Raw genomic sequence first — 12260 nt, 5'->3', positions numbered from 1 at the left:
CAGCTTGACACAGCCGCCCTTGTTATGAACAGTTGTTCATGAACACACGTTCACAACGAGGGGCGACACCGTGCCGAACATCGTCAACACCCACCAGGCCGAGGCGTGGAACGGGTACGAGGGCCACCACTGGGCCGACAACCAGGACCGCTACGACGCGGTGAACAGCGGTTTCAACGAGCTGCTGCTGACCGCGGCCGCCCTCGCGCCGGAGCACCGGGTGCTCGACGTCGGCTGCGGCAACGGGCAGGTCACCCGGTTGGCGGCCCGCCGCGCCGCGCACGCCACCGGCATCGACCTGTCCGGCCCGATGCTGGCCAGGGCGCGGGCGTCCGCGGTGGCCGAGGGCGTGCCCGACGTCGTGTTCGTGCAGGGCGACGCCCAGGTCCACCCGTTCCCGCCGCACGCGTTCGACGTCGCGCTCAGCCGGTTCGGGATCATGTTCTTCGCCGACCCGGTGGCCGCGTTCGGCAACATCCGCGGCGCGCTGCGACCCGGCGGCCGGTTGGCGGCGCTGGCGATGCTCGACCTCGGCGACCTGGCCGGGGTGTTCGCGGCGCTCGGCGGCCGGTCGACGCCCACCGGCGCCGGTCCGCTGTCGCTGTCCGACCCCGCCGCGGTCGACCGGGTGCTCACCGGCGCGGGCTTCGCCGACGTCCGGTCCGAGGCGGTGCGGGCCACGCAGGTGTGGGGCCGCGACGTCGCCGACGCGACCCGGTTCGTCCTGGGCTGGGGTCCGGTGCGGTTCGCCCTGCGCGACGCCGACCCGTCCACCGAGGACCGGGTCGAGGCGGCCGTGGCGGCGGCGCTGACCCCGTTCGCCGAGGCCGACGCGGTGCGGCTGCGCGGCACCGCCCGGCTGATCACGGCGACGGCCTGACCGGGGCCTACGATGCAGCGCGATGGCACCGCGACGAGCAGCAGCCCTGCGTGACGGCGACGTGAGCCTGCGCGACCACCTGATCGCCGCGGCCGCCCGCCTCATCGCCGAGCGCGGCACCGCCGGGCTCACCGTCCGCGACATCGCCCGCGCGGCCGACGTCGCGGTCGGCGTGCTCTACAACCACTTCGCGGACAAGGAGGAACTGCTCGCGCTCGCGCTGCACGAGCACGTCCGCGCGGTGGAGCGGCGGATCGGCCCGCCGGCCACCGACGGCACGCCGGCGGAGAACCTGCGCGCCTTCGTCGCGCACGCCCTGGCCGTGCACGCGGCGTTCCTGCCCGCGTTCGCCGGGCTGATCGGCCAACCGGAGGTCTTCGCCAGGTTCGACGCCCTGCCGAACCCGATGGCCGGGGGCCGCGGCCTGCACGCGGCCCTCGCCGACCACCTGCGCGAGGAGCGCGACCGCGGCCGGATCGCGCGGGGCGCCGATCCCGACGCCGTGGCCACCCTCGTCGTCGGGGCGTGCCACGAACTGGTGCTCCCCCACGTCCTGCGCGGCCTGACCGACCCGGTCGAGGTGCCGACGGACCGGGTCGACGCCATCGTGGCCACCGTGCTGGACGGCATCGCGCCCCGCTGAACCCGGCCCGGGGAGGCCGATTGGCGGATGGCGGTATCGGCCAAGTCGACATCGGACGTCGATGTGACGCAGAACACCATGTTCTCAGTGATCGGACTGCACCGGAATTCGCCGCAACGGCATGTTTGAGCGCTTGCGTCCACCCTGCCGGAGCACGGCGGCCACCACCCTTTCGCGATTCATCGAGCAAGCCTCGCACTCGGCCGGTCGGCGCAGCCGGAAATGTTAGCGATCCTCTGCTACCCCACCCGCCCCGCCACCCTCTTGGCGCAATCCCGACTACGGCCGGTGAAGCGATACGCATTTGTTCCCGATTGTCCACCGACCCGGACCTGAGACGATCGGAGTAATTCACGGACACCTGATCGTCCGATGCCGCGTTCACCGGGTGTCCCCGGTCAAGCCTTTCTGCTTTTATTTGTCATGTCGCCGATCCCGGCGAAGAAGAGCAGGATTCCACCACCAAGGAGACCTCGTGTTGAAGCGTCTTGCCTCGGGTGTCGCGCTGGCCGCCATGACCGGCGCGATGGTGTTCGGTGGCTCCACCGCCGCGCAGGCCACCACCGTTCCCGACGCGTCGTGCATCAACTCCGACCCGCTGGGTCTGGTGAACGTGCTCGTGTGCACGATCAACACCACCGTGCAGGTGCCGATCGACCTGCACGACTCGATCATCACCATCGGTGACATCGCCAGCGGCAACGACATCGACGTGCTGTCCGGCGCCGAGCTGGACCTGGTCGAGGTCACCATCAAGGACGTCATCGACAACGTGAACGTCGAGGACAACCTGGTCTTCAAGGAGGCCCTGGTGGACGCGCTGAACGACGCCGACATCATCGACGACGTCGACGTCTCCAAGATCTTCGTCGACCTCCTCTGAGTGGTAGTCGACCGCACTTCGGGCACCTGATTCACAAAAAGAGCGGAGCCCTTGGCCCCGCGAGCCGTCCCACCACCTCGGGACGGCTTGCGGGGCCATTTCCGCGTGCCTATTTCCTCAATCCGGAATGCCGACCGCGACTTCTCGACCGCAGTGCTCGCTGCTCCGTCGCGGTGACGACTCCGGAAAGCGGGACGGCGGCGCGAGCGGTGCGGGACGCTGGGCCCGGTCCGCGCGGCCCGGCCCCGGTCGACCGCCGCCGACACCGTCGCCCGAGCACCGAGGAGGGGTCGTGGGGCTGTGGAGGTCACGTCGTCCGGAGCCGTTCGTGGACGAGGCGCAGGCGCGGCTGGCGTTCCTGCTCGGCGAGTACAACGCCATCCGGGCCGAGCTGGTGGCGGCGGTGTCCACCCAGCAGACCGTGATGACGTACGGGTTGGCCGCGATCGCGGTGATCTACTCGGGGCTGCTGGCGTCGTGGTCGAACGTGGCGGTGCGGACCGGCATCCTGAGCCTGTCGCCGGTGCTGCTGGTGTTCGTGTGGTTCGTCTGGTTCGGCGAGGTGCAGCGGCTCGGCCGGGCTCGCTGGTTCCTGTGGGAGCTGGAGCAGAAGGTGAACGCGCTGCTGCGGCCCGCGGTGGACGTGCCCGCCGGGTCGGCGCTGCCCGCGTCGGCCGTGCTGCACTGGGAGAGCTGGGTGCGCGGGCGCAACCGGTGGCGGGTGAACCTGCACTCCCGCCCGGCCTACCACCTGGCCACCGGGCTGCTGTGCGGCACCGGCCTGGGCGGCACGGCGCTGTCGGTGGCGCTGAGCCTGCTGTCGCCGCAGCCGGCGGGGCTGCGCGTGCTGGTGTTCGGCGGCGCGGGCGTGTTCCTCGTGCTGCTCTGCTACGCGTGGTCCTGCTTCCGCCGCAACCCGTTCGTCGGCAACGGGAAGCCGATCACCGACTGAGCCGGCCAGGCGCGCTCACCGGTTCAGGATCTTCGCCAACTCTTCCAGGAAGCCGGCTTTCAGCTGGCCGTTCGGGTCGTCGAGCGCGTGCGCGATGCCCTCGCGGAACACCCGGCTGAACTCCACGTAGTGCTCGGTGACCGGACGCAGGCGTGCCTTGTTCAGGGCGGTGCGCACTTGCCCGAGTTCAGCGCGCCCGGTGTCCTCGTACGCGGATTCCCTGGTCGGCGCGAACCCGCCCATCTCGGCCAGGATGAGCTGGCTGGGTGAGCTGGTCAGGAACTCGATCAACGCCCGTGCGGCCCGAGGCTTGTCCGTGGTCGCCGAGACCGCGAGGTTCTGACCACCCAGCACGCTCGCCGACGGCGGCTCGGCGACCTCGACCTTGAACTCGGCCTTGTCGACCAGGTTGTCGTAGGCGACCGGCCAGTTGCGCAGGAACATCGTCCGCCCTTCGGCGAACATCGTCACCGCGCTGTTGTCCGTGGTCGACCTGGCCTCCTCGGTCAGCACGATGTCCGAGTCGTGGGAGGCGGCGACCAGGAGGTCGATGCCCGACCGGTCGGCGGAGTCGAGTTGCACGGCGGTCTTGTCCTCGTTCTGCGTGACGGTCCCCTTCGCGCTGAACGCCTCACCACCGGCGGCCCACATGGCCTCCAGCGCGGTGACCGTGAGGATTTCCTCGTCGGCCAACTGCGCCGCGTTCGCCGCTTCCACCCCGGGCGTCCCGTCGGCCTGCGCCAGGGCGGCGGCGGCCGGGCCGAAGTAATCGGCCCAGGACGTCGGCTTCTCCACGTCGCCGCGGTGGTACAGCATCCCGACGTCGGTGTTGAACGGCAGCGCCCACAGCCTCTGCTCGTCGTCGGTGCAGGTGTCCAGCACCTTGTCCACGAAGTCGTCCCGGTCGACCGGTCGCGACCCGTCCAACTCCTGGACGTACCCGCGTTTCACGAACTGCTCCATCCACACGATGTCGAGCACGTAGACGTCGGCCTCGTGCGCCCCGTCCGGCTTCGCGTCGTTCACCATCGCCGCGTTCTGCTGGTCGGGCTCGCCGGCCACGTACTTGACGGTGGCCCGGTGGTCGGGGTACGCCTCGTTCCACTGGTTGACGAGCGCTGTGCGCGGGTCGTCCGTGCTCTCGTCCTGCGCCGTCATGATCACCAGCCCGCCCTCCTCCAACCCGAGGTCGGGCGGCGGCGCGGGCCGCAGGGCCACACCGGTCGCCACGATCGCGGCGATCGTCAGCACGATCGCGGCCCACCTCCGCTTCTTGCGCAGCCACCGGCGGGCGGTGTCGATCACGGCGTTCACCGTGGTGTCCGGCGCCTCCGGCCGCCGCCACACCCGGACGATCGCCGCCAGCACCAGGTTGACGTAGATCCCGGAGAACAGCGCCAGCACCGCGCTGAGCACCCAGCGCGTGACGGACCCCGGGCTCGAAGACCGGTCCACCTCCGCGACCAGGATGGTGGACACCATGGTCACGGCGATGCCGACGGCCAGCATGAGCACGATCAGCACAACGCGAAAGCGGAGGCTCCAGCGCCTCCCGGGCTCGGTCATCCCCACCCCTTCGCATGACGCGATGAGTCAGGTAACACCGGCCTCGGCGGGCCCGTCAATCCGCCCAAAGGGGATGGGAGAACCGCACTATTGCCGACTCGCCAGCGCCGCTCGCGTCCCGCGGGCGATCTCCAGGTCCTCGCGCGCGGTGACGACGAGGGTCCGGACCCGCGCGCCCGGTGCGGAGACGTCGGTGTCGCCGTCCGCCCGCTCGTCGCGGTCCGGGTCGACGGCGACGCCGAGGAACGCCAGCCGCTCGGCGGCCCGGCGGCGCACGGTGACCGACTTCTCGCCGACGCCGCCGGTGAACGCCAGGGCGTCCAGGCCGCCCAGCGCGGCGGCCATCGCGGCGACCCCGGCGACCAGCCGGTGGACGTAGACGTCCAGCGCCAGCACCGCGTCCGGGTCGCCGCCGGCCGCCGCCGCGTCGATCTCCCGCAGGTCGCCGGTCCCGGCCAGGGCGGTGAGCCCGGACTCCTCCTCCAACGCGGTGGCGACCTCGTGCGGCGACAGGCCCTCGTGCTCCTCCAGCCACAGCAGCAGGCCCGGGTCGACGCTGCCGGACCTGGTCGCCATCACCAGGCCCTCCAGCGGGGTGAAGCCCATGGTGGTGTCGACGCTGCGGCCGTCGGCGACGGCGGTCAGCGACGCGCCCGCGCCCAGGTGGCAGGTCACCAGCTTCAGGCCGGGCGACACCAGTTCGGCCACCCGGCGCGCGCAGTAGGCGTGCGACAGGCCGTGGAAGCCGTAGCGGCGGATGGCGTACCGGTCGCGCCACCGCTTCGGCACGGCGTAAGTGGCCGCCGCGGGCGGGATCGTGGTGTGGAACGCGGTGTCGAAGCACGCCACGGCGGGCACGTGCGGCAGCAGCTCGCGCACCGCGTCCAGCCCGGCCAGCGACTTCGGCTGGTGCAGCGGCGCGAGCGACGTCAGGTCGACCAGCGCCTGCCGCACCAGGTCGTCGACGACGACCGGGTCGCGGAACCGGGCGCCGCCGTGCACCACCCGGTGGCCGACGGCGTCCGGCTCCGGCCAGTCCGCCAGCACCTCGCCGAGCCGGGCCGGGTCCGGTTCGACGTCGGCCGTGCGCTCCACCCCGTCGTCGGCCGCCAGCAGGCGCAGCTTCAGGCTGGACGAGCCCGCGTTCACCACCAGGACCCGCACGTCAGCTCCAGGTCCAGCCGGAGATGGCCGGGTCGTCCTCGCCGTGCTCGCGGGTGTGCTGCCGGGCGGCCAGCCTCTCGTCCGCCATCCGCTGGCGCAGCGACGCCGCCGCGCCGCCCAGCGACGGCACCCGGTCGATCACGTCCATGACCAGGTGGAACCGGTCCAGGTCGTTCAGCATCACCATGTCGAACGGCGTGGTGGTGGTGCCCTCCTCCTTGTAGCCGCGCACGTGCAGGTTGACGTGGTTGGTGCGGCGGTAGGTGAGGCGGTGGATCAGCCACGGGTAGCCGTGGAAGGCGAAGATCACCGGCTTGTCGGTGGTGAACAGGGCGTCGAAGTCGCGGTCGGACAGCCCGTGCGGGTGCTCGGTCTCCGGTTGCAGCCGCATCAGGTCCACCACGTTGACCACCCGCACGCCCAGCCCGGGCAGGTGCTCGCGCAGCAGCTTCGCCGCCGCCAGCGTCTCCAGCGTCGGGATGTCGCCCGCGCAGGCCAGCACCACGTCCGGCTCGCCCTCGGTGGTGCCCGCCCAGTCCCAGATGCCCAGGCCGCGCGCGCAGTGCGCGATCGCGTCGGGCATGTCCAGGTAGGTCAGCGCGGGCTGCTTGCCCGCCACGACCACGTTGACGTAGTGCCTGCTGCGCAGGCAGTGGTCGGCCACCGACAGCAGCGTGTTCGCGTCCGGCGGCAGGTAGACCCGGACGATCTCGGCCTTCTTGTTCACCACGTGGTCCAGGAAGCCGGGGTCCTGGTGGCTGAAGCCGTTGTGGTCCTGCCGCCACACGTGCGACGACAGCAGGTAGTTCAGCGACGCCAGCGGCGCGCGCCAGGGGATGGCCCGGGTCGTCTTGAGCCACTTCGCGTGCTGGTTGAGCATCGAGTCGACGATGTGGATGAACGCCTCGTAGCTGGTGAACAGGCCGTGCCTGCCGGTGAGCAGGTAGCCCTCCAGCCAGCCCTGGCACATGTGCTCGGACAGCACCTCCAGCACCCGGCCGTCGGGCGCCAGGTGCTCGTCGCCGGGCTCGGTCCCCGCCTCCCACTTGCGGCCGGTGACGTCGAACAGCTCCGACAGCCGGTTGGACGCGACCTCGTCCGGTCCCATCACCAGGAAGTTGTCCGGGTTGCGGCGGGTCACCTCGCGCAGGAACCCGCCGAGCACCTTCGTCGCCTCGCTGCTCTCGACGGCGGGCCGCGTCACGGTGACCGCGTGGTCGCGGAAGTCGGGCATCCGCAGGTCGCGCAGCAGCCGGCCGCCGTTGGTGTGCGGGTTGGCGCTCATCCGCCGGTCGCCGGCCGGCGCCAGGGCCCGCAGCTCGGGCACGAGCCTGCCGGCGGCGTCGAACAGCTCCTCGGGCCGGTAGCTCCGCAGCCACTCCTCCAGCCGGGCGCGGTGCCCGGCGTCGGTGCGGGTGGCCGACAGCGGCACCTGGTGCGCGCGGAACGTGCCCTCGACCCGCTTGCCGTCCACCTCGCGCGGCCCGGTCCAGCCCTTCGGGGTGCGCAGCACGATCGCGGGCCACGGCGGGCGGTGCTTCGACAGCTTCATCTCGGCGATGTCGTCCAGCACCCGGTCCAGGGTGGAGGCGAGCTGTTCGTGCACCGCCGCCGGCTCGTCGCCGACCACGAAGTGCGGCGTGTGCCCGTAGCCGCGCAGCAGGGACGCCAGCTCGTCGTCCGGGATGCGCGCCAGCACGGTCGGGTTGGCGATCTTGTAGCCGTTGAGGTGCAGCACGGGCAGCACGACGCCGTCCCGCGCCGGGTCGAGGAACTTGTTCGAGTGCCAGCTCGCGGCCAGCGGCCCGGTCTCCGCCTCGCCGTCGCCGACCACGCACAGCGCCAGCAGGTCGGGGTTGTCGAACACCGCGCCGTACGCGTGCAGCAGGGCGTAGCCCAGTTCGCCGCCCTCGTGGAGGGAGCCGGGCGTCTCCGGCGCGACGTGGCTCGGGATGCCGCCGGGGAAGGAGAACTGCCGGAACAGCGCGCGCAGGCCGTCCACGTCCTCGCCGACGCCGGAGTAGACCTCGCTGTAGGTGCCCTCCAGGTAGGCGTTCGCGACGAGGCCGGGACCGCCGTGGCCCGGACCGGCCACGTAGAGGGCGTTCAGGTCGCGCTGCCGGATCACGCGGTTCATGTGCGCGTAGAGCAGGTTGAGGCCCGGCGTGGTGCCCCAGTGGCCGAGCAGGCGGGGCTTGACGTGCTCGGGGCGCAGCGGCTCGCGCAGCAGCGGGTTGTCGAGCAGGTAGATCTGCCCGACGGACAGGTAGTTGGCCGCGCGCCAGTAGGCGTCCAGCAGGTCCAGTTCGTCGGCGTGCTGCCCGGTCGACGGCATGGGCCCGACGCTAGTCGCGATCACCCGGACCCGAAACTCGAATGCCGCGCGGGTGGGCGGGCGGGAACGGCGGGCGCGGGTGACCATGGTGGCGTGGAGCGGGCGTTGGGGCTGACTGCCGCCGAGGTGGCGGAGCGCGTCGCGGACGGCCGGACCAACGCCGTCGGCTCGCGCACCAGCAGGGGCGTCGGGCAGATCGTCCGGGCGAACGTCCTCACCCCGTTCAACGGGCTGCTGACCGCGTTGTTCGTGGTCGTGCTCGCCACCGGGCGCTGGCAGAACGGCCTGTTCGGGCTGGTCGTGGTGGCGAACACGGCGATCGGCGTGCTCCAGGAGCTGCGGGCCAAGCGCACCCTCGACCGGCTCGCCGTGCTCAACGCGCCCCGCGCCAGGGTGACGCGCGACGGCGTGACGTCCGAGATCGACGTCGGCGACGTGGTGGCCGACGACCTGATCGGGCTGCGCACCGGCGACCAGGTCGTGGCGGACGGCGTGGTCACCGGGTCGGACGGGCTGGAGGTGGACGAGTCGCTGCTGACCGGCGAGTCCGACCCGGTGCACCGGGCGGTGGGCGACGAGGTGCGGTCCGGGTCGATCGTGGTGGCCGGGTCCGGCCGGTTCCGGGCGACCGCGGTCGGCGAGGACGCCTACGCCACCCGGCTCACCGCCGAGGCGCGCCGGTTCACCGCGGTGCGCTCGGAACTCGTCGGCGGCACGAACGAGCTGCTGCGGTGGATCTCGCTGATGATGCTGGTGGTCGGCCCGCTGCTGCTGTGGGGCCAGCTGCGCAGCCCGGACACCGACGACTGGCAGGAGGCGATGACCGGCGCGGTGGCGGCGCTGGTCGGCATGGTGCCGGAAGGGCTCGTGCTGCTGACCAGCCTGGCGTTCATGGTGGCGGCGGTGGCGCTGGCGCGGAAGCGGACGCTGGTGCAGGAGCTGCCCGCGGTGGAGGTGCTGGCCCGGGTCGACGTCGTGTGCCTGGACAAGACGGGCACGCTCACGGACGGCGACATCGTGTTCGACTCGCTGGTGGTGGACGGGCCGCGGGACGAGGTGCGCGAGGCGCTGGCGCTGCTGGCGTCCGCGCCGGACGCGAACGCGACCTCGGCGGCGCTGGCCGGGACGTTCGACGCGGGCACGTGGCGGCGCACCGGTGGCGTGCCGTTCTCGTCGGCGCGCAAGTGGTCCTCCGCGGACACCGACGGGCACGGCACGTGGGTGCTCGGCGCGCCTGAGGTGGTGTTCCCCGAGGGCGGCGCGCTGACCGACCGCGCCGCCGACATCGCCGCGCGGGGCAAGCGGGTGCTGGTGCTCGCCTCGGCCCCGTCGGCGGCGGAGGGCACCTCGCTGCCGGCCGACCTCACCGGGCGGGCGCTGGTCGTGCTGGCCGAGCGGATTCGTGACGACGCCGCCGACGCGCTGCGGTACTTCACCGAAGAGGGTGTCACCCTGCGGGTGATCTCCGGTGACAACCCGCGCACGGTCGGCGCGGTGGCGGTGGCGGTCGGCGTGCCCGGCATCTCGTCGGCGGACGAGGCGGTGGACGCGCGCACGCTGCCGGAGGACCCGGACGAGCTGGCCGACGTGCTGGCGAGGTCCGCCGTGTACGGCAGGGTCACGCCGCAGCAGAAGCGGGCCATGGTGGGCGCGTTGCAGCGGCGCGGGCACGTGGTGGCGATGACCGGCGACGGCGTCAACGACGCGATGGCGTTGAAGGACGCCGACATCGGGGTGGCGATGGGCAACGGCGCGGCGGCGACCAGGGCGGTGGCGCAGCTCGTGCTGCTGGACAGCCGGTTCGCCCACCTGCCGGACGTGGTCGCCGAGGGCCGGCGGGTGATCGCGAACATCGAGCGGGCGGCGAACCTGTTCCTGGTGAAGAACGCCTACTCGCTGGTGCTGGCGCTGGTCGTGCTGGTGAGCGGCGTCGCCTACCCGCTGGCGCCGATCCAGCTCACCGTGATCTCGGCGCTGACGATCGGCATCCCCGGCTTCGTGCTCGCCCTGGGCCCGAACCGCCGCCGCTACGTGCCCGGCTTCCTGCGGCGCGTGCTGCGGCTCGCCGTGCCGACCGGCGTGGTGATCGGCCTGGCGGCGTTCGCGGGCGACCTGGTGATCCGCTCGCTGGACCCCGGCGGCGGGAGGGCGGCCGGGCAGACCGTGGCGACGGTGGTGGTGCTGGTCGCGTCGCTGTGGACGCTGTCCCTGCTGTCCCGGCCGCTGACCGGGTGGAAGGTGGCGCTGCTGGCCGGCCTGGCCGCCGCGGCGGCCGTGGTCCTGGCCGTGCCGGTGCTGGCGGGCGACGTGTTCCTGCTGTCCGTGACGCCGCAGCGGCTGCTGGTGGGGGTCGCGGTCGGCGCGGTCGCGGCCGGGCTGGTGGAACTGGTCGGCCGCTTCGTGCGGCGGCCGGCGCGCCAGGACTGATCACGCGTCCACGACGCCGTCGATCCCCTCGCCCCGGCGCTCCTGGTACCCGTGACGTCCAGCGACTCGGCCTCGCGCTCGACGCGGCGGGCGCGCTCGACCTCGGCCCGCCACGCCTCGAACGCCTCGGACCAGCCGAGCAGGGTCAGCGCGGACGGCGGCATCGAGCGGCGTCTCGCGCTCGCCCGCGCGCAGGGGCGACCGATCCGTTCGGTGGTCATCGGAGCACCGTCGTCGGCGCTAGGGTCTGCCGTCATGGAGCCGCTGGTGCCCCGGTACGGGAGCGGATCGCTGGCCGACGTCGTGCCGTCGCTGCTCGCCGGGCTCGGCGTGCCCGGGATGGTCGACGTGCTCGGCATCGGCGGCGCGTCCCGGGTGTGCGTGCTGCTGGTCGACGGGCTGGGCTGGCAGTTGTTGCGCGAGCACGAGGCCGACGCGCCGTTCCTGGCCTCGCTGGCCGGCTCCCCGATCACCGCCGGTTTCCCGTCGACCACGGCGAGCAGCCTGGCCGCGCTGGGCACCGGGATGCCGACCGGTGAGCACGGGCTGGTCGGGTACTCCTTCGCCGAGGGCGACGAGGTGCTGAACGCGCTGCGCTGGTCGCGGTACGGGGCGCCGGAGCACGTGGACCTGCGGGACGTGCTCGTGCCGGAGCAGGTGCAGCCGCGGCGGACGGCGTTCGAGGCAGCGGCCGACGCCGGGGTGGCGGTGCGGCTCGTGCTGCCGCGCGACCAGAGGGGCAGCGGGCTGACGCGGGCGGCGTTGCGCGGTGGGCGGTTCCAGGGCGTGCTGGGGTTCGGCGACCTGGTGACGCGGGTCGGGCAGGCGTTGCGGTCCGCCGACCGGGTGCTCTGCTACGCCTACCACGCCGACCTGGACGCGCTCGGGCACGTGCACGGACCGGGCAGCGCGGCGTGGCGGTGGCAGCTGCGGTTCGTCGACCGGTTGGCGGCGGCGGTGGCCGACGAGCTGCCCGCCGGTGGCGCGCTGGTGGTGACGGCCGACCACGGGATGGTGGCGGCCGACGACCGGGTCGACTACGACACCGACGACGTGCTGCGCGACGGGGTGCGCGCGCTCGGCGGCGAGGCGCGGGTCCGGCACGTCTACACGGCCGACCCGGAGGGCGTGCGGGAGCGGTGGTCGCGGCGGTTGGGCGACCGGGCTTGGGTCGCGTCGCGCGCGGAGGCGGTGGCGGCGGGGTGGTTCGGGCCCCGGGTGGCCGACCACGTGCTGCCGCGCGTCGGCGACGTGGTCGTGGCGGCGAGGGGTTCGCTGGTGGTGGTGCGCTCGGTGGTCGAGCCGGGGCTGACGGCGTTCGTCGGCCACCACGGCTCGCTGACGGCCGAGGAGCAGCACATCCCGGTGCTGGTGGCGACCGGGACGGGTGTCGGGGGTTCGGCATAGCAT

At 72.9% G+C, this 12260-nt stretch carries 9 protein-coding genes; 6 read left to right on the top strand and 3 right to left on the bottom strand.

Annotated features, from left to right (window positions below):
- The first annotated feature begins 70 nt into the window (after positions 1–70).
- From AB0F89_RS20330 to AB0F89_RS20315, 4 genes are all read left to right on the top strand, one after another.
- Complete coding sequence (locus AB0F89_RS20330) at positions 71–880, top strand: class I SAM-dependent methyltransferase (RefSeq protein WP_367138472.1); 810 nt, start codon at positions 71–73, stop codon at positions 878–880.
- A gap of 22 nt (positions 881–902) precedes the next feature.
- Positions 903–1523, top strand: a complete 621-nt coding sequence (locus tag AB0F89_RS20325; RefSeq protein WP_367138470.1) for a TetR/AcrR family transcriptional regulator — start codon at positions 903–905, stop codon at positions 1521–1523.
- Positions 1524–1998: 475 nt separating this feature from the next.
- A complete protein-coding gene (locus tag AB0F89_RS20320) occupies positions 1999–2406 on the top strand; it encodes a hypothetical protein (RefSeq protein WP_367138468.1) in 408 nt (135 codons plus the stop codon).
- A gap of 292 nt (positions 2407–2698) precedes the next feature.
- Positions 2699–3358: a hypothetical protein gene (locus AB0F89_RS20315; RefSeq protein ID WP_367138466.1), complete on the top strand. Its 660-nt coding sequence runs from the start codon at positions 2699–2701 to the stop codon at positions 3356–3358.
- 15 nt (positions 3359–3373) lie between these two features.
- Here AB0F89_RS20315 and AB0F89_RS20310 read toward each other — a convergent pair whose 3' ends face one another.
- The 3 genes from AB0F89_RS20310 to AB0F89_RS20300 all read right to left on the bottom strand — a co-directional run bounded on the left by AB0F89_RS20310 (position 3374) and on the right by AB0F89_RS20300 (position 8423).
- Positions 3374–4882, bottom strand: a complete 1509-nt coding sequence (locus AB0F89_RS20310) for an extracellular solute-binding protein (RefSeq protein ID WP_367138464.1) — start codon at positions 4880–4882, stop codon at positions 3374–3376.
- A gap of 129 nt (positions 4883–5011) precedes the next feature.
- Positions 5012–6088: an acetate/propionate family kinase gene (locus AB0F89_RS20305; protein WP_367138462.1), complete on the bottom strand. Its 1077-nt coding sequence runs from the start codon at positions 6086–6088 to the stop codon at positions 5012–5014.
- 1 nt (position 6089) lies between these two features.
- Entirely contained in the window at positions 6090–8423 is a 2334-nt protein-coding gene (locus AB0F89_RS20300) for a phosphoketolase (protein WP_367138460.1), read from the bottom strand.
- A 93-nt stretch (positions 8424–8516) separates the two neighbouring features.
- Here AB0F89_RS20300 and AB0F89_RS20295 point away from each other — a divergent pair, with 93 nt between their 5' ends.
- Positions 8517–10850, top strand: coding sequence for an HAD-IC family P-type ATPase (locus AB0F89_RS20295; protein WP_367138458.1), 2334 nt, complete (start codon positions 8517–8519; stop codon positions 10848–10850).
- 255 nt (positions 10851–11105) lie between these two features.
- Positions 11106–12257 carry an alkaline phosphatase family protein gene (locus tag AB0F89_RS20290; protein ID WP_367138456.1) on the top strand — a complete coding sequence of 384 codons (1152 nt, stop codon included), beginning with the start codon at positions 11106–11108 and terminating at the stop codon, positions 12255–12257.
- The last annotated feature ends 3 nt before the right edge of the window (positions 12258–12260 follow it).

Origin of the sequence: Saccharothrix sp. HUAS TT1 (assembly GCF_040744945.1) — a bacterium.
Lineage (GTDB): Bacteria > Actinomycetota > Actinomycetes > Mycobacteriales > Pseudonocardiaceae > Actinosynnema.
The sequence above is the reverse complement of the archived record's forward strand: the minus strand, read 5'-3'. Positions and strand labels throughout refer to the sequence as shown.